The organism is Paraconexibacter sp., assembly GCF_059438195.1.
This window is the reverse complement of the sequence record NZ_JBLKKY010000020.1, coordinates 1-20,005: the sequence shown is the minus strand read 5'-3', so window position 1 is coordinate 20,005 and position 20,005 is coordinate 1. Positions and strand designations below refer to the sequence as shown.

The window sequence follows — 20,005 nt, the reverse complement described above, 5'->3', positions numbered from 1 at the left end:
GCCCCGAGCGCCGTCGCGCCGCGCTTCGCTCAGCCGCCGACGTTCATCGCGATGTAGCGCGTCTCGAGGTACTCCTCGATGCCCTCGGGCCCGCCCTCGCGGCCGAAGCCCGAGTGCTTCACGCCGCCGAACGGGGCTCCCGCATTGGAGACCATGCCCTGGTTGAGGCCGATCATGCCGACGTCGAGCCCCTCCATCACGCGGAAGGCGCGGTCGAGATCGCGCGTGTAGGCGTAGGCGACGAGGCCGAACTCCGTGTCGTTCGCGAGGCGCACGGCCTCGTCGTCGCCGTCGAAGCTCGTCACCGGGGCGACAGGCCCGAAGATCTCCTCGTGGAGAGCGCGGGCCGACGGGTCGACGCCCCCGAGCACCGTCGGGCGGTAGAAGTGGCCCGCGCCCGGCAGCGACTCGCCGCCGGTGTGGACCCGCGCCCCGCGGGAGACGGCGTCCTCGACGAGCTCGGTGACCTTCGCGACCGCGTCGTCGTCGATGAGCGGCCCGACCTCGACGCCGTCCTCCACGCCGCGCCCGATCGTCATGGCGCCCATGCGCTCGGCGAGCCGCGCCGCGAAGTCGTCGGCGACCGAGGTGTGGACGAGGAAGCGGTTCGCCGACGTGCAGGCCTCGCCGATGTTCCGCATCTTGGCGATCATCGCCCCCTCGACGGCCGCGTCGAGGTCGGCGTCCTCGAAGACGAGGAACGGCGCGTTGCCGCCCAGCTCCATCGAGACGCGGAGGATCTGCTCGGCGGACTGCTCGATGAGCGTCCGGCCGACCTCGGTCGAGCCCGTGAACGAGAGCTTCCGGGTCCGCGGGTCGCGGATCAGCGGCTCCATCGTGGCACCCGACCGCTTGGCGGTGATGACGTTGAGGACGCCGCCGGGCATGCCCGCCTCCTCGAGGATCTGGGCGAGCGCGAGCATGCAGAGCGGCGTCTGCTTCGCGGGCTTGACGACCATCGTGCAGCCGGCGGCGATCGCCGGGCCGATCTTGCGGGTGCCCATCGCGAGCGGGAAGTTCCAGGGCGTGATGAAGACGCAGGGGCCGACGGGGCGGCGCATGGTGAGCACGCGCCCGCTCCCGTTCTCGGCGGTCGTGAAGCGGCCGTCGATGCGGACCGCCTCTTCGGAGTACCAGCGCAGGAAGGCGTTCGCGTACGTCACCTCCGCCCGCGACTCCGCGAGCGTCTTGCCCATCTCGAGGGTCATGAGGAGCGCGAGGTCCTCGGTGCGCTCGGCGACGAGCTCGTAGGCGCGGCGCAGGACGTCGGCCCGCTCGCGCGGCGCGGCGTCGCGCCACCGGGCCCTCGCCTCCTCGGCCGCCCCGAGGGCGTCGAGCGCGTCGTCGACCGTCGCGTCGGCGACCGCGCACAGCACCTCGCCGGTCGAGGGGTCCTCGACGTCGAGCGTCCCGCCGCCGTCGGCGGGCCTCCACTCCCCGCCGATGAAGAGGTCGTGCGGGACGCCGCCGACGACGTCCTGCTCGCGGGCCGAGGTGACGGTCGTGCTCATGTCGCGACCCTACCCGGGGACCCGCCGTCCGCAACGACGCTGCCAGGGACTGCGGATCCGGCGCCCGGCTGCCGATGTCCAGGCAAGATGAGATGCTCACATCAGCACCCGGGCGGGGGTCACCGCAACTCGCCCCGGACTCGCGCGTTCCCGACCACGATGCCCGCCATCCGCACCCTCCTCGCAGGACTCACGACCACGGCCGTGGCGACCCTCGCCGTCGTCCCCGCCGCCGACGCCGCCACCCGCCTCGTCATCAAGGGGCGCGGGTTCGGCCACGGCGTCGGCATGAGCCAGTACGGCGCGTACGGCTTCGCGAAGGAGGGGCGCTCCTACAAGGACATCCTCGGGCACTACTACTCCGACACGAAGGTCGGGAAGCTCGACGGCGATCCCGAGGTGCGCGTCCTGCTGCGGTCCGCCTCGCGCGCGACGTTCAAGGGCGCGCGGAAGGTCGCCGGCGACCGCAACCTCAACCCGGACAACACCTACTCCATCCGCCGCACCCGGAAGGGCCTCGCGCTCTACTCGCCGACGGGGCGCAAGATGAAGACCTACAAGGAGGACCCCGTCCGGATCGAGGCGCCCGGCGGCGGGTCGATCCGGCTCTCGGGGAAGGCGGCGAACGGCGTGACCAGCGGCCGCTACCGCGGCGCGATGGAGTTCCGGGAGCAGGACGACTCGGTCCTCGCGATCAACGCGGTCCGGCTCGAGGACTACGTGCGCGGCGTCATCAGCGCGGAGTCGCCCGCGCACTGGCCGGAGGAGGCGCTGCGCGCCCAGGCCGTCGCGGCGCGGACCTACGCGATCACGACGCGCAAGAACGGCAGCGGCTTCGACCACTACGCGGACGTGCGCTCGCAGATGTACAAGGGCGTCGTCGCGGAGTACGACTCGACGGACGCGGCGACGCGCGACACCTCCCGGGAGGTCGTCACCCACGACGGCGAGCCCGTGACGACGTACTTCTTCTCGACCTCCGGCGGCCGGACCGAGAACGTCGAGCACGCCTTCGGCGGTGACCCGCAGCCCCACCTCAAGAGCGTCGAGGACCCCTTCGACGACCACTCGCCGAAGCACACGTGGACGATCCGCATGCGGATGAGCACCGCGGAGAAGCGCCTCGGCGACCTCGTCGAGGGCGACTTCCGCCGCATCGAGGTGACGAAGCGCGGCGCCTCCCCCCGGATCGTGAAGGCGAAGGTCGTCGGCTCGAAGGGGACGACCGAGACGAGCGGGTCCACGCTGCGGGCGCGCCTGCGCCTCAACGACACGTGGGCCTCGTTCACGACGATCACCTCCAACGCGACGTCGGCCCGGCGCGCGGTCGCCTCCGGCGCGACGGCGCGCACCGCGGGCCTGTTCGCGGCGGCGACGCCCGGCTCCCCCCGCATCAGCGGGTCGATCCAGCCCGCGAAGGCCGGGAGCTGGCTGCGCGTCGAGCGCCGCGCGAAGGGACGCTGGGTGCTCGTCGCCGAGACCGTCCTCGGGCGCGGCGGCCGCTACTCGGCGAGCGTGCCGCGCAAGGGCTCCTACCGCGTCGTCCACAAGGGCATCGCGGGCCCGACGGTCCACGTGAAGTAGTCCGGTCCGGGCGCCTGCCGCTCAAAGGCGGCGCCCACCTGCCGATACGTCGGACATGACCGTCGTGCTCGTCCTCGTCGGCGTCGCCGTGCTGCTCGTCGTCGCCGCGATCCTCATCCACAACAATCTCGTGGGCGCGCGCAACCGCGTCGACGAGTCCTGGAGCGGCATCGACGTCCAGCTCCGCCGCCGCCACGACCTCGTGCCGAACCTCGTCGCGGCCGTCAAGGGCTACGCGGACCACGAGCGCGGCGTGCTGCAGTCCGTGACCGAGGCGCGGGCGACCGCGATGGCGGCGCAGAGCGTCGAGGCGCGCGCCGGCGCCGAGCAGGCGCTCTCCGTGGGCCTCGGGCGCATCAACGCCCTCGCCGAGCAGTACCCCGAGCTGCGGGCGACCGAGAACTTCCAGCGCCTCCAGGCCCAGCTCGCCCAGCTCGAGGACGAGATCCAGGCCTCGCGGCGGATCTACAACGGCAACGTCCAGGCGTACCTCACGGCGTGCCAGGTCTTCCCCAACTCGCTCGTCGCCTCGCGCGGGCCCTTCCCGGCGAAGCCGTTCTTCGAGCTCGACGACCCGGCGCGTCAGCGCGCCGTGCCGACCGTCGCCTTCTGAGGCTCGTGCGCCCGGGACCGCTCCACAGCGACCACACGCGCGGCGAGCACCTGAGGGAGATCCTCCGCGGCCGCGCCGTCGCCTACGGCATCGTCGGCGGGGGCGCGCTCGCGCTCGCCGTCGCCGCCGCCGCAGGGGCCGCGGCCCCGATCGTCCTGCTCGCGCCGGTCGCGACGGCCATCGTGGTCGTCGTGCTCGCCGTCGCGATCGCCGACCGCCGCGCCGCCGACGAGTTCTTCGCGTCGCTCGCGAGGTCCATCGGGTTCGTCCTCCACGGCGAGAGCGACGAGCCCCACGCCTTCACGCCGCTACTGGCCGCGGGCGACGTGCGGAAGCTCACCCGAGTGATGACCGGGCGCCTCGACGGCCACGAGACGAAGATCGGCCACCTCTCCTGGTACACGGTCTCGAAGGACCACGACGGGCGGACGAGCCGCGGGCCGCGGCGCGCCTACACCGTCGTCGTCGTCGACCTCGAGCCGGAGGGCGTGCCGTGGTGCAGCGGCGTCTACCTCCACCCGCGCCAGGCGCTCGGCGGGCTCCTCACCGAGGGCTGGCTCCCCGGCGGCCTCGACACGATCGAGACGGAGTCCTCGGCCGTGCGGGAGCGCTACGTCCTGCGGGCCGAGAGCGACGTCGAGCCGCTGAGGATCCGCGAGCTGCTCTCGCCGACGCTCCTCGACCGGCTCGCCCGCGACCCGGCGCGACCGGCCTTCGAGTACCGCGCCGGGGTCCTCGTCGTCTTCGAGGAGGGTCACGCGCAGGACGCCGGCTCCTACGTCGCACTCCTCGACGCGACGCGGGCCATCGCGGAGCGGATCTCGAGCGAGGCGACGGAGGCGCGTGAGGCCTCCGTCCCCCCGCCGGGGCGGGCGGCCTGACTCAGCCGCCGAAGAAGCGCACGAGCGACTCGGCGACGCAGACGGGCTTCGTGCCGCCCTCGATCTCGAAGGTCTGGGTGACGGTCGCCTGGACGCCGCCGGGGACGTCCTCGCACTTCGCGAGGGTCGCCGTCATGCGGAGCTTCGCGCCGGCCGGGACCGGCGCCGGGAAGCGGACCTTGTCGTAGCCGTAGTTGAGACCGCCGGCGACGCCGGTCATCTCGAAGACCTCGAACATGAGCTTGGGGCCGACCGAGAGCGTGTAGAGGCCGTGGGCGATCGGGCCGCCGAACGGGCTCTCCTTCGTCGCGCGCTCGACGTCGACGTGGATCCACTGGTGGTCGCCGGTCGCGTCGGCGAACGCCTGGATCGCGTCCTGCGTCACCTCGATCCACTCGCTCGTCCCGAGCTCCTGCCCGACGAGGCCCTTGAGCTCCTCGATGCCGTTGATCGTCCGCTGCGCCATGTCCCTCTCCTTCGTCGACGTCGTCCTGAGGGCGTGGATGCTACGAGAGGCCCCCCGGACGCGCGGGTAGCCTGCAGCGGCGATGCCCGCCCCGCTGCTCGCCGTCGACGCGCCGTCCCTCCTCTACCGCGCGTACTTCGCGCTCCCCTCGTCGATCAAGGGCGCCGACGGCCGCCCCGTCAACGCGCTCCTCGGGACGGCGAACCTCGTCCTGCAGGCCGTCGAGCGGTTCGCCCCGCGGGCGGTCGTGCTCTGCCACGGCGCCGAGGCGGCGGCCTACCGCAAGGAGCTCCTGCCGGAGTACCACGCCGACCGCCCCGAGATGCCGGACGACCTCGCGCACCAGTGGGCCGACGCGGAGGCGTTCTTCGGGGCCTTCGCCTGGCCGACGCTCCACGCCGACGACCTGGAGGCCGACGACCTCCTCGGCACTCTCGCGGACCTCGAGGCCGCGGCGGGCGGGGAGGCGGTCCTCTTCACCGGGGACCGCGACATGTTCCAGTGCGTGCGCGACGGCGTCACCGTGCTCTTCCCGGGCAAGAAGGGCGGCCCGGAGGAGATCGACGCCGACGGGGTCCGCGAGCGCTACGGCATCGAGCCCGCGCAGGTCCCCGACTTCATCGCCCTGCGCGGGGACCCGTCCGACGGGATCCCCGGGGCGAAGGGCATCGGGGCGAAGACCGCCGCCGAGCTGCTGCGCCGGCACGAGAGCCTCGACGGGCTCTTCGCGGTCGCGCAGGAGGTCGGCGTCGACAAGGGCGCGGCCCAGGCCGCGGGGCTCACGCCGCGGGTCCTGGCCGCCCTGCGCGACGAGGCCGCCGCGCTGCGCGAGTATCGCGACGTCGCGACGCTGCGCGACGTCGAGGTCGAGCGTCCGCCGGACGCGCCGACCGACCACCGCAGCGCCGCGCTGGCGGCGCGCGAGCGGGGGATGAACCGGCTCGCCGACCGGCTCGAAGGGCTCGCCGGGGACGGCTGACGCCGCGGCCTTCCCCCGCAGGCGCACGGGTGCGCCATCATGTCGGATCGACGTGCTCCGCCGGGCGTCCCACATCCTGCTCGCGGTCGTCGCGCTCATCGTCGTCCCAGCCGGCCTCGCGCATGCGGCCGCAGACGACTCCGGACGCGGCGCGCGCCCGCCCGCGCCGGTCGCCCTCACCGGGGCATGGTCGTTCGCGCCCGATCCCGAGGACCGCGGCCAGGACGCGCGCTGGGCGACCGGCGGCGGTGCCCCGCGGTGGCAGCGGGTCGCCGTGCCCCACGTCTTCGAGCCGCGGCCGGTCGAGGAGAGCTTCGGCGGCACCGTCGGGTGGTACCGGCTGCGCTTCACCGCGCCGGAGACGACCGCGGGGCTCCGGTGGGGCGTCCGATTCGAGCAGGTGCGGCGCGACGCCCGCGTGTGGCTCAACGGGCGGGAGCTCGGCCGCCACGCCGATCCCTACGTCCCCTTCACGCTCCCCGCGGAGGGCCTGCGGGCCGGCCGCGCCAACACGCTCGTCGTCCGCGTCGACAACCGCAAGGGCCGCGAGCCACGCGAGGGCTGGTGGAACTGGGGCGGCATCACGCGCGGGGTGTCCCTCGTCCCCCGCGGCCCGGTGGGCTACGAGGACGCCGCCGTGCTCCCCGCCGTCGACTGCCCGCAGGGCGGCGGCACGTGCGCGGCGCGCGTCGTCGTCGACGGGACGCTCACCCACCGGCGCGGCGACCCCGTGCGGCCGCGCGTCACGCTCACCCTCCGCGCGCCCGACGGGACCGTGACCCGCGCCTCCCGCACCGCCCGGGTCATGCGGGAGGGGGAGCGCAGCCGCGTCCGCTTCACGGTGCCCGTCGAGGGCGACGCGGAGCTGTGGTCGCCCGAGGACCCGCAGCTCTACGACGCGCGGATCGAGACCCGCGTCGGGCGGCGGGTCGTCCAGGTCGACGAGCAGCGCGTCGGCCTCCGCGACGTCGACGTCCGCAACGGGATGCTCCTCCTCAACGGCCGCGCCGTCGACCTCCGGGGGGCCTCGATCCAGGAGGACCTCAAGGGGCGGGGGCCGGTGATGACCGAGGAGGACATCGAGCTCGTCGTCGACGAGCTGAACGAGATCGGCGCGAACGTCACCCGGGCGCACTACCTCCTCGACGACCGGCTCCTCGACCGCTTCGACGAGGAGGGCATCCTCGTGTGGAACCAGGCGCCCGTCTACCACCGCGACGACCTCCTCGAGACGCGCGAGGGCCGCGAGGACGCGCTCGAGACGCTGCGCGGGACGATCCTCGCCGCCCGCAGCCACGCCTCCGTCGTCACGCACTCCGTCGCGAACGAGCTGAGCGCGACCGCCGACGAGGTCCCGGGGACGAAGGCGTTCCTCGCGGATGCGCGGACGCTCGCCGCCGACCTCGATCCGAGCGTCCCGCCGAGCGTCGACACCCTCAGCTACCCGGGCATGCCGCGCCAGGAGGCCTACGCCGCCTACCCGCTCATCGGCATCAACTCGTACTTCGGCTGGTACCGCGGCAAGAAGGACAACCCCACCTCGAACCTCGCGGACCTCGAGCCGTACGTCGAGGGGATGCGCGAGAAGTACCCGGCGAGCGCCTTCGTCCTCACCGAGTTCGGCGCCGAGTCGACCTACGAGGGGCCGGCGCACGAGAAGGAGACGTTCGCGTTCCAGGCCGACTACGTGCGGAAGGTCCTCGACATCGTCGACCGCTCCCCGGACCTCGGCGGCGCGATCCACTGGACGCTGCGCGAGTTCGCGGTGAAGCCGGACTGGGACGGCGGCGCCGAGCGCGACGTGCCGCGCGACCCGATCCACAACAAGGCGCTCATCGCCTACGACGGGACGCCGAAGCCCGCCTGGGACGTCGCCCGCTCGGACTTCGCCGCGACGCCCCTCTTCCGCGACCAGGCGCTCTCCGCGGCGCGCGTCGGGTCGGGCGGCGGCGCGCACTTCCTCGCGCTCCTCGTCATCCTCGCGATCGCGGGGCTCATCACCCTCGACGCGTGGCTGCTGCGCGGCATCCTCGCGACGCGACGCGAGCGGGGAGACGCCCGCCCGGCGGCGAGCGACCCGCGAGGCGCAGGATCCAGTCGCCAGGCAGCGTGATGCCTGCGGCCCGCGGTGACCTGCGCGGGCCCTACGGCGTGAACTTCACGGTGATGACGTCACCGTCCTGCATGACGTAGTCGCGGCCCTCGAGGCGCAGCGTGCCCGCCTCGCGGGCGCCCGCGTAGCCGCCGGCCCCGACGAGGGCGTCCCAGGCGACGACCTCGGCGCGGACGAAGCCCTTCTGGATGTCGGTGTGGATCTCGCCCGCGGCGTGCCACGCGGTGAGCCCGCGCTTCAGGTGCCACGACTGCGCGGGCTTGTCCACGCCGACGGTGAAGAACGTGAGGAGGTCGAGGAGGTCGAACGCCCCGCGCACGACGCGCTGGAGGCCCGACTCGGCGATCCCGAGGTCGTCGCGCATCGCGGCGGCGTCCTCGTCGTCGAGGTCGGACAGCTCGGCCTCGATGCGCGAGCTGATCGCGACCGCCTTCGCCTCGCTGCCCGTCGCGTGCTCGGCGACGGCCGCGGGCACCTCGTCCACGCCCTCGTCGACGTTGGCGACGAAGAGGACGGGCTTCGCGGTGAGGAGCTGGACGGTCTGCGCGCGGTCGACCTCGTCGGGCATCGGGACGGTCCGCGCGGGCTTCCCGGCCTGGAGCGCCTCGACGAGCGCCTCGAGCCAGCGCTGCTCGGCGATCGCCGCCTTGTCGCCGCCGCGCGCGGCGCGCACGACGCGCTCGAGGCGCCGCTCGACCTGCTCGAGGTCGGCGAAGACGAGCTCGGTCTCGATCGTCTCGATGTCGGCGGCGGGGTCGACGCGGCCCTCGGGGTGGATGACGTTCTCGTCGCGGTGGCAGCGCACGACGTGGACGATCGCGTCGGTCTCGCGGATGTTCGCGAGGAACTGGTTGCCGAGGCCCTCGCCCTTGTGGGCGCCGGCGACGAGGCCGGCGATGTCGTGGAAGTCGATCGTGTCGCGGACGACCTCGCTCGCCCCGATGACCTCGGCGAGGCGGTCGAGCCGCTCGTCGAACACCGGGACGACGGCGACGTTCGGCTCGATCGTGGTGAACGGGTAGTTCGCCGCCTCGGCCCCGGCCCGCGTGAGCGCGTTGAAGAGGGACGACTTGCCGGCGTTCGGCATGCCGACGATGCCGACGCGCATGCTCACTCCGGCCTCCCTGCCAGCTTGCCGACGAGCGTGCCGAGCGCGGCGCCCGCGAGGACGTCGCTCGGGAAGTGGACGCCGAGGTGGACGCGGGACAGCGCCATCGCCGTCGCGGTCGCGTAGAGCGGACGGGCGGGGAGGAGCGGCCGGAAGGCCGCGGCCGCGCAGAACGACGACGTCGCGTGGGCGCTCGGGAAGGACAGCTGGGTCGGCGTCGCGGCGAGGAGCGGCAGCTCCTCGAAGGCGGGGCGCTTGCGCCCGACGATCCCCTTCACCGCGGTGTTCGCCGCGTAGGCGATGCCGACGACCGCCGTCGCCCGGATCCACCGGCGCCGGCGCGGCCGGTCGACCGCCGCCCCGAGCGCGCCGATGCCGAGCCAGAGCCCCGCGTGCTCGCCGAGCCGCGAGAAGCGGGCGACCGCCGGCGTGAGGTGCGGATGGTGGAGACGCCCGCGCAGGAGGCGGTAGACCGCGACGTCCGCCCGGCCGATCGCACGGCGGACCGGCCGCGGGAACACGGGCTCGAGCCGCGCCGAGACGTGGGCGCGGACGGGATGGAGGGTCGGGCGGCGGACGGCGTGCTCCGTGCGCGTCTAGGCGCCGAGGCCGAAGCCGACGCGCTGCTCGTCCTTCTCGACCCGCACGAAGATGACCTTCGAGAGGTCCACGCGGATGAGGGCGTCCTCGGCGTCGATCTCGAACCACTCCTCGCGCCCGAGGGCGTCCTGGAGGGCCTTGAGGCCGTCCTCGGTGACGCGCACCCCGACGGGCGGGGAGGCGTGGAACCCGATCGAGACCCGCTTCGTCTTCTCGGCCATCAGTGCGCCCCTTTCGCGGGCTGGACGATCTCGGTGAGGACGCCGCCCGAGCTCTTCGGGTGGAGGAAGGCGACCCGAGAGTCGCGGATCCCGACGCGGGGCGTCTCGTCGATGAGACGGACGCCCGCCGCCTTGAGGCTCTCGAGGACCTTCGCGATGTCCTCGACCTGGTAGGCGACGTGGTGGAGGCCAGGGCCGCGGCTCGCGAGGAACTTCCCGACCGGGGTGTCCGGCGAGAGCGGCTCCAGCAGCTCGACGTGGTTCTCGCCGACGTCCAGCAGCACCGCCTCGACGCCCTGCTCCTCGACGCGCTCACGATGGACGAGCTCCATCGCGTAGGTCTCCGCGTAGAGAGGCAGGGTCTCCTCGATGCTGTTGACCGCGACCCCGATGTGATCGATGCGTCCGAACATGCGTCGCGGAGTCTACGAAACGGGGTACTCATGCCCTGTCCATGCGCATCTCCCTCGTCATCAACCCCCGCAGCGGCTCGATCGACGGAGCCGGCCCGATCGTCGAGCGCCTCGGCGCCGACGGGACGGACGTCGCGTCGTTCGCGCCCGGTGAGCACGCCTCGGCGATCCTCGAGCGGCCCGACAGGCTCGTCGTCGCGGGGGGCGACGGGACGATCGGGGCGTGCGCGCTCGCCGCGGCCGAGGCCGGGATCCCGCTCGCGGTGATCCCGGCAGGCACGGCCAACGACTTCGCGCGCGCGCTCGGCATCCCGCTCGACATCGAGGCGGCGATCGCCCTCGCCCGCGACCCGCAGGCCCGCACGACGCCGGTCGAGGTGGCGCTCGCCGGCGACGAGAGGCCGTTCGTCAACGTCGCGAGCGCCGGCCTCGCCGTCCGCGCGGCGCGCGAGGCCGCCGGCCTCAAGGCGCGGCTGGGCCCGGTCGCCTACCTCGTCGGCGCTCTCCGGGCCGGTCTCGGCGCCCGCGCCGTGCCGGTGTCGGTCGTCGCGGACGGCGAGCAGTGGTTCACCGGCGCCGCGTGGCAGGTCGTCGTCTCCGGGACCGGCCGGTTCGGCGGCGGCTCCGCCGTCGGGGAGACCGATCCCGACGACGGCCGGCTCGACATCACGATCGTGCCCGCCGGGCCGCGGCTCGCGCTCGCGCGCCGGGCGTTCGGCCTGCGCCGCGGGACCCTCGGCGAGCAGGAGGACGTCCCGCACCGCCGCGCGCGCGAGGTGCACGTCGACCTCGACGGCGGCGACGGCGGCTTCAACGTCGACGGCGAGCTCGTCGACGACCGGGTGCTCGACTTCGCGGTGAGCCCCGCCCGCGTCGAGGTCGTCGTGCCATGAGCGCGCGGACGCCTCCCCTGCCCCCCGCGCGGTACGCGTGGCCCGCCGCGCTCGCCGCATGGGCGACGGGCTCCTACGTCGCCGGGTCGATCCGCCATCGCCGCGAGGGCCGCAGCGGCTACGTCCTCGACGACCCGATCGACGTCGGCAGCGAGGACTTCCTGCGCGCCTGCGAGGCCCTCACCGGCGCGCCGATCTCGCGCGGCAACGTCCTCGACGTCCTCATCAACGGCGACGAGATCTTCCCCGCCCTCCTCGACACGATCCGCCGCGCCGAGCGCACGCTGTCCTTCCTCTCCTACGTCTACTGGGTCGGTGACATCGCCGACGAGGTGGCGGGGGCGCTCGCCGAGCGCGCGCGGGCGGGCGTCGACGTCTGCGTCCTCCTCGACGCGGTCGGATCGATGCGGATGCGGCGCGACCTCTTCACCGAGATGACGGACGCGGGCGTCCGCATCCACCGATTCCGTCCCGTGAAGCCCTACGCGCTCAAGCGCCTCAACCACCGCTCGCACCGCAAGCTCCTCGTCGCGGACGGCTGCGTGGGGATGACCGGCGGCGTGGGCATCGCGGAGGAGTGGACGGGGGACGCCCACGACCCCGACCACTGGCGCGACACCCACCTCCTCGTCCGCGGCCCGGTCGTCCGCGGCCTCCACGGCGCGTTCGCGGAGAGCTGGCTCGAGGCGACCGGTGAGCTCCTCTGCGGGGAGGACCACCTGCCCGAGCTCGAGCCGCAGGCCGACGGCGGCCCGATGCAGCTCGTCCGCTCCCGGGCGGGGGTCGGCGACACGAACGCCGAGGCCCTCATGTACCTGGCGATCGCGAGCGCCCGCGAGACGATCGACCTCGAGAGCGCGTACTTCGCCCCCCGTCCGGCGTTCGTCCACGCGCTCTGCGAGGCGGCGCAGCGCGGCGTGCGGGTCCGGGTCGTCGTCCCCGGCGAGCACGCCGACAAGCAGCTCGTGCGACTCGCGGGCCGTGCCGTCTACTCCGACCTCGTCGAGTGCGGCGTCGAGGTGAGCGAGTACGACGCGACGATGCTCCACGCCAAGGCGCTCATCGTGGACGGCACGTGGGCGACCGTCGGCTCGGTGAACTTCGACAACCGCAGCTTCGAGCGCAACGACGAGGCGACGCTCTGCGTCCAGTCGCCGGAGGTCGCGCGCGAGCTGACCGAGCGGTTCGAGGACGACATCGCCCGCAGCACGCCGATCGAGCCTCGCCGCTGGTCGCGCCGCAGCCCGGCCGCGCGCGCCGCCGAGGCGGCGACGCGGCTGCTGCGCCGGGAGCTGTAGCCGCGCACCGGCCGGTGAGTGTCCTTCCACCCACCTCCAGGGTGGGTGGATCGACATTCACGCGGTCAGGTCGTGATGTCGGTCGGCGTCGCCGCCGCGATCCGCAGTCCCCCGCGGCCCGGCTTGCGCTCGATCCGCGGGACGCCGGCCATGATCTTGTCGATCGCGGCGCGGTCGAGCGTCTCGTGCTCGAGGAGGGCGTGGGCGAACTGGTCGAGCTTGTGGCGGTGGGCCTCGATGATCGCCTTCGCCGCGCGCTCGCCCTCGAAGGCGAGGGCCTGCTGCTCCTCGTCGCGGATGCGGCGCGTGATGTCGCTGACGACGTTCGCGTCGGTGACCGCGCGGGTGGGTGTCGAGGACGTCCCCATGCCGTACTCGTGGACCATCGCGTGCGTCACCTCGGCGACGCGGTGCAGGTCGTTCGCCGCGCCGGTCGTCACGGCGCCGAAGACGACCTCCTCGGCGACGCGGCCGCCGAGGAGCACGGTGATCTGGTCGATGAGCTCCTCGCGGGTCTTGAGGTAGCTGTCCTCGTCCGGCAGGTTCATGACGTAGCCGAGCGCCTGGCCGCGCGGGACGATCGAGATCTTGTGGACGCGGTCCGCCGTCGTGAGCAGCTCTCGGCAGAGCGCGTGACCCGCTTCGTGGTAGGCGACGACGCGCCGCTCGTGGTCGCCGAGCGTCGTCGAGGTCTGGACGCCGGCGACGACGCGCTCGAGCGCGCCGTCGAAGTCCGCGGCGCTCAGCTGGCGGTCGCCGCGCCGGGCGCAGAAGATCGCCGCCTCGTTGCAGAGGTTCGCGAGGTCGGCTCCGGTGAGCCCGCTCGTCTGCTGGGCGACGACGTGGAGGTCGACGTCGGGACCGAGCGGCTTGTTGCGCGTGTGGACCTCGAGGATGCGCTCGCGCCCGGAGACGTCGGGCGGCGAGACGAAGACCTGGCGGTCGAAGCGACCCGGACGCAGGAGCGCCTCGTCGAGCTTCTCGAGGAGGTTCGACGCCGCCATGACGACGAGGTCCCCGGTCGACTCGAAGCCGTCCATCTCGACGAGGAGCTGGTTGAGCGTCTGCTCGCGCTCGGAGTTCTGGTCCGAGCCGCGCTTCGCGCCGACCGCGTCGATCTCGTCGATGAAGAGGATCGCCGGGGCGTTCTTGCGCGCCTCGGAGAAGAGCCGCCGGATCCGCGCCGCGCCGAGGCCGGCGAACATCTCGACGAACGACGACGCCGACTGGGCGAAGAACTGGGCGCCGGACTCGTGGGCGACCGCCTTGGCGAGCAGCGTCTTGCCGGTGCCCGGCGGGCCGTGGAGCAGGACGCCCTTGGGGACCTTCGCGCCGACCTCGCGGAAGCGCTTGGAGTCGCGGAGGAAGTCGACGACCTCGCGCAGCTCGGCCTTCGCCTCGTCGACGCCGGCGATCTCGTCCCAGCCGACCTCGAGCTTCGACTGCGGCTTGATCTGCTGCGGCTTCGTCCGCGGCATCATCTTCATCGTCCGCCAGAGGACGTAGGCGATGACCGCCATGAAGACGAGCCCGGCGACCCCGCCCCAGGCGTTCGCGAAGTCCTGGATCTGCTGCCCGAACCCGCCGTCGTCCTGGACCGGCTGCAGGCGAACGCCACGCAGTCCGGAGACGAACTGCGTGAGCGACTCGGTCAGCTTGAGCTTCGCGTCGAGGAGCTGGGCGGCGTCGGGGTCCACTCCATCGGGCTATCGGCTGCCCGGCGGAGTTTCATGAGTCCTCGACCGGACGATTCAGCTGGTCGCGGACGCGACGCCCTCCGCGCGGAGGATCTCGTCGAGCGCCGCACGGCCGACCTCGAGCTGCTCCTCGGTCGGCTCGCGGGTCCCGATGACCCGCTGCAGCTCGTGGCCGGGCTTGCGCAGCGCGCGGGCGGCCGCGGTGCCGGCGTGGCGCTCGGACCACACGAACACCTCGACGGCGACGCCGAGAGAGGCGACCGAGAGCGCGGCGCTCTGCAGGCGCGTCGGGCGGTCGACGGCCGCGCGCAGGAGCGCCCCGCCCGCGACGTTCGCGGTGAGGAGCGGCGCCATGAGGTGCGAGCCGCAGCGGTCGTGCTCCTTCGCGGCGTCGGCGGCGTCCGGCTCGTCCTGCTCGTACGCGGCGATCGACTTGTGCTCGACCCCGTGGTAGGCGGCGAGGTCCCCGCGGCTGAGGGCGAGGATCGACGGCGCGAGCGAGAGGCCGGCGACGAGCGCCTCCCCGCCCGCACCGGGCAGGCGCTTGCGCAGCGCCGCCGCCGCGACGGCCGTCCCGCCCATCGCGGCGAGGATCGTCGGGTCCTGGAAGGGGAGCTTCGTCTCGGGGAGCGCGCGCTTCACGAGCGGGATGACGAGCATCGCCTCGCCGAGCCGGACGACGCCGCGCGCGCCGGGGACCGACTCGATCGGGCCGCGCAGGCGCGGCTTGCGGCCGCTCGCGACGCCGATCGTCCCGTCGCGGCGGCGGATCGCGGCCGCCCACTGCGTGGGCCCGTGGACGAGGAGGCCGTTGCGCAGGGCCATCCCGCCGAGGCGGAGCTTCTCGTTCTCGCTCATCCGAGGCGCTCCTGGACGATCTCGGCGTAGCAGCGGGCGGCGGCCCCGAGGTCGCGGACGTCGATCCGCTCGTCGGCGGAGTGGATGAGCGGGGCGGTCTCGTAGAGCGTCATGTGCGTGTGGGGGAAGAAGCCGTAGGCGACGCACTCGGGGAAGGCGTCGCGGAACGTCCGGGAGTCGGTGAAGCCCGGCAGGATCGTCGGGACGACGCTCGCGTCGGGGTCCTCGCGCTCGACCCAGCCGCGGATCGCGTCCATGAGCGGCGAGGCGACCGGTGAGCTGTTGCCGACGACCTCCTCGGTGAACTCGATGCGGTAGCCCTCGCCGCCGAGGACCTCGTGGATGCGGCGCTCGGCGTCGGCCTTGCCGAGCCCGGGCGGGGTGCGGCAGTCGACCTTCAGCTCCGCGCGCGACGGGAGGACGTTGATCTTCTCGCTCGCCTGGATGCGCGTCGGGGCGAGGGTGACGCCGAGCATCGGCTCGACGAGCATGCCGAGGATCGGGTCCTTCTCGGCGAGCGCGGAGTACGCGGCGCCGACGTCGCCGCCGGGCGCGAGGAGCCCGAGGCCCTCGAGCATCGCGACCGGTCCCTCGGTCGGGTCGAAGCCCGGCTGGGAGTCGGCCATGCGCTGCAGGAGCGGCGCCATCTTGAGGAGGGCGTTGTCGCCGATGCGCGGGATCGAGGCGTGCCCGGCGACGCCGTCGGTGATGACCTTGAAGCGGAAGACGCCCTTCTCGGCGACGCAGACGCCGTAGACGCGGCCGCCGTCGTAGGGGATGACCGCGCCGCCGCCCTCGTTGAGCAGCTCGTCGCAGCGCACGAGGTCCGGGTGGTTCTCGCAGGTCCAGATCGCGCCCTCGCCGCCGCCGGTCTCCTCGTCGACGACGACGACGACGAGGAGGTCGCCGCGGGCGGGTCGCCAGCCGCTCCGCGCGAGCGCGATCGCCGCCGCGACCTCGGCCGCGGTCTGCGACTTCATGTCGAGCGCGCCGCGACCCCAGAGGTAGCCGTCGTCGTCGACGTCGCCCGACCAGGGGTCCCGCTGCCAGGCGGATGGGTCGGCGAGGACGGTGTCGACGTGCGAGAGGAGGCAGAGCGTCGGCCCGTCCTCCTTGCCGCGCAGGCGGGCGACGAGGTTCGGGCGCGGCTCGGTGCGCCCGACGAGCGTCACCTCGAAGCCGACGTCCTCGAGGCGACCGGCGAGGTGCTCCTGCGCGGCGCGCTCGTTGCCGGGCGGGTTGACGGTGTCGAAGCGGACGAGCGACTGGAGAAGCCGCGTCGCGTCGGCCTGCAGCGAGGCGGCGTCGAAGGCGACGGGGGGATGGGGCATCGATCCGATGCTACCCAGGCGGCTTCCTCGCGATGGCGCCTTCTCGACGTTCACCCGAGGGCGACGACCTCGGGTGGGGGCTGTGGGAGGATCGCCGCCCGTGTCCGCCGCCCCCTCCCCGGTCGCCGCGCCGGCCGACGTCCCGCTCCCGACGGTGCTCCGGGAGTGGGGTCGGCTCGGCGTCGTCGGGTTCGGCGGGCCGCCCGCGCACGTCGCGCTCCTGCGGGAGCTGTGCGTCGAGCGTCGCGGCTGGCTCGACGAGCGGACGTTCACCGATGCGAACGCGGCCTGCGGCCTCCTCCCCGGGCCCGCGTCGACGCAGCTCGCGATCTTCTGCGCGCAGCGGGCCGCCGGGACGGCGGGGGCGGTCGTCGGCGGGCTCGCGTTCATCCTGCCCGGGCTCGCGCTCCTCATCGCTCTCGCGGCGATCTCGCTGCAGGACGCGCCGCCGGACGTCGTCCGCGGGCTCGCGGCGGGGGCGGGGGCGGCGGTCGTCGCGGTCGTCGTCCACGCCGGCTGGCGGCTCGCGCGCGCCTCGCTGCTCGGCCTCGAGCGCGCCGCGCTCGCACGAGGGCTCGTCTACGTCGCCATCGGCGCGGCGGCGACGATCGCCGTCGGCGCGTTCGTCGTCCTCGCGCTCCTCGCCTGCGGGGTCTTCGAGGTCGCGCGCCGCTCGCTCGGTCCCCGCGGCGGGGCGCCGGTCGTCGCGATCCCGGGCCTCGCGGCGCTGCTCGGGACGACGACGGGCGCCGGGGCGCTCCCCGGCCTCGCGTGGACGGCGTTCAAGGTCGGCGCCCTCTCCTACGGCGGCGGCTTCGTCATCGTCCCGCTCATGCAGGCCGACGCGGTCGACGTGCACGGCTGGCTCACCGAGAGCGAGTTCACCACCGCCGTCGCGCTCGGGCAGATCACGCCCGGCCCGGTCGTCCAGACCGTCGCCGCCGTCGGGTACGCCGCGGCCGGCGTCGGCGGGGCGCTCCTCGCCGCGCTCATCGCCTTCGCCCCCTCGTTCCTCGTCATCGGCCTCGGCGGCGCGCGGTTCACGCGCCTACGTGAGAGCGTCCGCGCCCGCGCGTTCCTCGACGGCGCGGGACCGGCGGCGATCGGCGCGATCCTCGGCGCCGCGGTCCCGCTCGCGGCTGCGATCGACGAGCCGTGGCAGGCCGTCGTCGCCGTCGCCGCGGGCGCGCTCCTGCTCACCGCCCGCCTCGGCGTCGTCGCGGTCCTCCTGCTCGCCGCGGCGGCGGGTGCGGTCGTCGGCGTCGCGGGCGGCCCGCTGCCACCGCTGTGACGCATCCCTCCTGACGAAACTCACGCTGAGCGTGAGTTTCGTCAGGAGGGATGGGCGTCCGGGCCGGTGGGAGCCCTCAGCCGGACGCATCGACGAGCCGCACGACGTCCGCGATCACGTCGAAGTCCGCGTCGCAGGCCGCCAGCGCAGCGTCGTGGACGTTGGCGGTCGCGGCGATCAGCAGGTCGAGCGCACGGCGACGCGGGCTCGCGCCGCGCTCGTCGCAGAGCGCGGCGAGCCGCGCGTGCTCCCGGGCGACCGCGGCGTCGACGGGCAGGGGCTCGAAACGGGCCTCGATGGCGGCGAGGCGCTGCAGGCGGCTCGCGCGCGAGGCGTCGTCTCTGACGCGCAAGACGCCCAAGTGCAGCTCGGCGAGGCTCACGCTGCTGATCGCGTAGGCGTCCGCCCGCGGATAGGCCCCACCGACGAGCACCGAGGTGTCGAGGAGGACGTTCACCCCTCGAAGGGGTCGGCGAGGTGCCCACCGGCACCGCGGATGTCCTCGAGCGCCGACGGGTCCTCCGGCGTGCGGAAGACCTCGGCGACGTCCTCGGCGGACACCCACGCCCGGCGCCGCATGGGACCGAGCTCGGCGACCGGCCGCCCGGACACCGTGATCGTGAGCCGCTCGCCGGCCTCGGCGCGCCGCAGCGCCGCACCGACGTTGTTGCGGAGCTCCTTCTGCGGGATCACGCCCACCGAGCGGAGGTAGCAGAACTGCTACCCACTCGTACAACCGCGCCGCCGGCGCCTCGAACGAGTGTCCCGCGTCAAGGAATCCGCGCATTCTGGCGTGTTGAAGGTGGTGTGATCCGGGCCTGGTGAGACGCGTCATCTGGGTCGGCGAGGTAGGCCTCGATCGGTCGGGCGCCGTGGAGCGTCTCGTGCGGGCGGACGTGGTTGTAGAGCTGTCGGAACGCTTCGACCATGCGGGTCATCTCGGTGCCGTCGGCGGGGAGCTGCCGCCAGAGGTGCTCGATCTTGATCGCGCCGTGGTAGCGCTCGATGACGCCGTTGGTCTGCGGGCTCTTGCGGCGGGTGCGGACGTGCGTGAGCTCGGGGCGGGATGCGATGTAGCGCTCGAACCCGGTGCTCTTGAAGCACGGTCCGTTGTCGGAGACGACGATGACCGGCGTGATCTCCCCGGTCTGCGGACAGGTGACGTCATCGAGCAGCGAGTGGCCGAGGAGATCGTGAACTTGGGCGCGGGCGTCCTCGATCGAGCTGATCGCATCGCGGGTGTTCTGGGTCGGGGTGACCGGGCCGGCGAGCACGAGCTTGGTCGCGTAGTCGATGACGTCCCCGGACCGCCAGGTGCCGCCGCCGCTCGTTTCGAGTTCGAAGAAGTCGGTCTGCCAGACTCGGTTGCGCCGCGTCGGGATCGTCACGAACGCCTCCCGCCTGGCGGTCGCGAGATCGCGGCGCTCGCGGGCGTAGTCGACCGGCAGCACGAGCCCCGCGTCGCGCAGGACGCGCAGGCAGGTCGCGTCGGCGACCTCGAGGCCGTCGTGGCGGCACAGCCACGCGATCTTGCGATGCCCCCACTGCGGGAACGCCAGGGCCATCGCGACGACCTGCTCGCCAATGCGGTCGCGCGCGGGGCGCGGCCACGGACCACGGACCGCCGACCGGCCGGCATGGTGACGGGCGCGGCGGTCGTAGTAGGTGCGACGGCCCAGGCCGACGATCTCGCAGAACCGCTCGACGGTCAGGCCATGCTCGACCCGCAGCTGCTCGAGCTCAGCGAAACCCCATCCCCGACGCACCGCCGCGCTTCAAGGCGCGCAGCTCGACGTGCGCCTCCCCCAGCGCGCGGGTGAGGTCGTCGAGCTCGGCTTCGAGCTGCGCCTCGCGGCCAGTCGGCTTGCCATGACGGCCTCCCTGCTCAAGACCGTCGCGGCCGCCGTGCAGGAACTGCTCCTTCCACTTCCCGATCGACGTCTCAGAGATCCCATGGCGACGAGCCGCTTCGGCGATCGACGCCTCCCCAGACAGGACCGACAGCACGATCTTCAGCTTCGTCTCCACGGGGTGCACAGGCGGGCGGGCCACGGGCTTCTCCTTCACGGGTGTCGGGGCGCGGGGCCCGGCGAGAAGCCGCGCGCGGTGGTGATCACACAGCCGACTCGGTCGCCCTACGGGCTCCCT

Annotated in this window: 21 protein-coding genes; 8 read left to right on the top strand and 13 right to left on the bottom strand. The window is 73.7% G+C overall.

Translation table 11 applies throughout. The features are described 5' to 3' along the window. Positions 1-29 precede the first annotated feature (29 nt). Positions 30-1,511, bottom strand: a complete 1,482-nt coding sequence (locus ACME2J_RS09140) for an NAD-dependent succinate-semialdehyde dehydrogenase (protein WP_495544591.1) — start codon at positions 1,509-1,511, stop codon at positions 30-32. Positions 1,512-1,670: 159 nt separating this feature from the next. Between ACME2J_RS09140 and ACME2J_RS09135 the strand changes: the two genes are divergently transcribed. From ACME2J_RS09135 to ACME2J_RS09125, 3 genes are read left to right on the top strand one after another with little or no spacing between them, the layout of a single operon-like run. Then, positions 1,671-3,095, top strand: a complete 1,425-nt coding sequence (locus ACME2J_RS09135) for a SpoIID/LytB domain-containing protein (RefSeq protein WP_495544590.1) — start codon at positions 1,671-1,673, stop codon at positions 3,093-3,095. 55 nt (positions 3,096-3,150) lie between these two features. Beyond that, positions 3,151-3,708 (top strand): LemA family protein, encoded by a 558-nt coding sequence (locus tag ACME2J_RS09130; RefSeq protein ID WP_495544589.1) that lies wholly within the window; start codon positions 3,151-3,153, stop codon positions 3,706-3,708. Positions 3,709-3,713: 5 nt separating this feature from the next. Next, positions 3,714-4,589 (top strand): hypothetical protein, encoded by an 876-nt coding sequence (locus ACME2J_RS09125; RefSeq protein ID WP_495544588.1) that lies wholly within the window; start codon positions 3,714-3,716, stop codon positions 4,587-4,589. Between the two features lies 1 nt (position 4,590). On the opposite strand, the gene ACME2J_RS09120 is transcribed toward ACME2J_RS09125, so the two are convergent. After that, positions 4,591-5,055: a MaoC family dehydratase gene (locus tag ACME2J_RS09120; RefSeq protein WP_495544587.1), complete on the bottom strand. Its 465-nt coding sequence runs from the start codon at positions 5,053-5,055 to the stop codon at positions 4,591-4,593. An 82-nt stretch (positions 5,056-5,137) separates the two neighbouring features. Here ACME2J_RS09120 and ACME2J_RS09115 point away from each other — a divergent pair, with 82 nt between their 5' ends. Then, the gene (locus ACME2J_RS09115) at positions 5,138-6,034 is read left to right on the top strand and encodes a 5'-3' exonuclease (protein ID WP_495544586.1); all 897 of its coding nucleotides are present in this window, start codon (positions 5,138-5,140) and stop codon (positions 6,032-6,034) included. Positions 6,035-6,086: 52 nt separating this feature from the next. Beyond that, positions 6,087-8,147, top strand: a complete 2,061-nt coding sequence (locus tag ACME2J_RS09110) for a glycoside hydrolase family 2 protein (RefSeq protein ID WP_495544585.1) — start codon at positions 6,087-6,089, stop codon at positions 8,145-8,147. A gap of 31 nt (positions 8,148-8,178) precedes the next feature. Here the strand turns inward: ACME2J_RS09110 and ychF are convergent, their stop codons facing one another. The 4 genes from ychF to mce all read right to left on the bottom strand — a co-directional run bounded on the left by ychF (position 8,179) and on the right by mce (position 10,489). After that, positions 8,179-9,261, bottom strand: a complete 1,083-nt coding sequence (gene ychF, locus ACME2J_RS09105; RefSeq protein WP_495544584.1) for a redox-regulated ATPase YchF — start codon at positions 9,259-9,261, stop codon at positions 8,179-8,181. After that, entirely contained in the window at positions 9,258-9,776 is a 519-nt protein-coding gene (locus ACME2J_RS09100; RefSeq protein WP_495544583.1) for a phosphatase PAP2 family protein, read from the bottom strand. The genes ychF and ACME2J_RS09100 overlap by 4 nt, the downstream gene beginning before the upstream one ends. 75 nt (positions 9,777-9,851) lie before the next feature. Next, a complete protein-coding gene (locus ACME2J_RS09095; RefSeq protein ID WP_495544582.1) occupies positions 9,852-10,076 on the bottom strand; it encodes a hypothetical protein in 225 nt (74 codons plus the stop codon). Then, positions 10,076-10,489, bottom strand: a complete 414-nt coding sequence (mce, locus tag ACME2J_RS09090) for a methylmalonyl-CoA epimerase (protein ID WP_495544581.1) — start codon at positions 10,487-10,489, stop codon at positions 10,076-10,078. The genes ACME2J_RS09095 and mce overlap by 1 nt, the downstream gene beginning before the upstream one ends. 41 nt (positions 10,490-10,530) lie before the next feature. Between mce and ACME2J_RS09085 the strand changes: the two genes are divergently transcribed. Together ACME2J_RS09085 and ACME2J_RS09080 are read left to right on the top strand one after the other, a co-directional pair. Beyond that, on the top strand, positions 10,531-11,382 hold the full coding sequence (locus ACME2J_RS09085) for a diacylglycerol/lipid kinase family protein (RefSeq protein WP_495544580.1): 852 nt from the start codon (positions 10,531-10,533) through the stop codon (positions 11,380-11,382). Beyond that, a complete protein-coding gene (locus ACME2J_RS09080; RefSeq protein ID WP_495544579.1) occupies positions 11,379-12,680 on the top strand; it encodes a phospholipase D-like domain-containing protein in 1,302 nt (433 codons plus the stop codon). Before ACME2J_RS09085 ends, ACME2J_RS09080 begins: the two co-directional genes overlap by 4 nt. Positions 12,681-12,745: 65 nt before the next feature. On the opposite strand, the gene ACME2J_RS09075 is transcribed toward ACME2J_RS09080, so the two are convergent. The 3 genes from ACME2J_RS09075 to ACME2J_RS09065 are packed head-to-tail and all read right to left on the bottom strand — an operon-like array spanning position 12,746 to position 16,566. Continuing rightward, complete coding sequence (locus ACME2J_RS09075; protein ID WP_495544578.1) at positions 12,746-14,377, bottom strand: ATP-dependent metallopeptidase FtsH/Yme1/Tma family protein; 1,632 nt, start codon at positions 14,375-14,377, stop codon at positions 12,746-12,748. A 54-nt stretch (positions 14,378-14,431) separates the two neighbouring features. Beyond that, positions 14,432-15,235 (bottom strand): DUF1385 domain-containing protein, encoded by an 804-nt coding sequence (locus ACME2J_RS09070; RefSeq protein WP_495544577.1) that lies wholly within the window; start codon positions 15,233-15,235, stop codon positions 14,432-14,434. Further along, positions 15,232-16,566: a M20/M25/M40 family metallo-hydrolase gene (locus ACME2J_RS09065; RefSeq protein WP_495544576.1), complete on the bottom strand. Its 1,335-nt coding sequence runs from the start codon at positions 16,564-16,566 to the stop codon at positions 15,232-15,234. Before ACME2J_RS09065 ends, ACME2J_RS09070 begins: the two co-directional genes overlap by 4 nt. Before the next feature lie 100 nt (positions 16,567-16,666). Between ACME2J_RS09065 and chrA the strand changes: the two genes are divergently transcribed. Further along, positions 16,667-17,857, top strand: a complete 1,191-nt coding sequence (chrA, locus tag ACME2J_RS09060) for a chromate efflux transporter (protein ID WP_495544575.1) — start codon at positions 16,667-16,669, stop codon at positions 17,855-17,857. A gap of 76 nt (positions 17,858-17,933) precedes the next feature. Here chrA and ACME2J_RS09055 read toward each other — a convergent pair whose 3' ends face one another. The 4 genes from ACME2J_RS09055 to ACME2J_RS09040 form a co-directional block, all read right to left on the bottom strand. After that, positions 17,934-18,314: a PIN domain-containing protein gene (locus tag ACME2J_RS09055; protein ID WP_495544574.1), complete on the bottom strand. Its 381-nt coding sequence runs from the start codon at positions 18,312-18,314 to the stop codon at positions 17,934-17,936. Beyond that, a complete protein-coding gene (locus ACME2J_RS09050) occupies positions 18,311-18,556 on the bottom strand; it encodes a type II toxin-antitoxin system Phd/YefM family antitoxin (RefSeq protein WP_495544573.1) in 246 nt (81 codons plus the stop codon). Before ACME2J_RS09050 ends, ACME2J_RS09055 begins: the two co-directional genes overlap by 4 nt. 71 nt (positions 18,557-18,627) lie before the next feature. After that, positions 18,628-19,623, bottom strand: coding sequence for a transposase (locus ACME2J_RS09045; protein WP_495544572.1), 996 nt, complete (start codon positions 19,621-19,623; stop codon positions 18,628-18,630). Further along, positions 19,598-19,885 carry a transposase gene (locus ACME2J_RS09040; protein ID WP_495544571.1) on the bottom strand — a complete coding sequence of 96 codons (288 nt, stop codon included), beginning with the start codon at positions 19,883-19,885 and terminating at the stop codon, positions 19,598-19,600. Before ACME2J_RS09040 ends, ACME2J_RS09045 begins: the two co-directional genes overlap by 26 nt. Positions 19,886-20,005 lie beyond the last annotated feature (120 nt).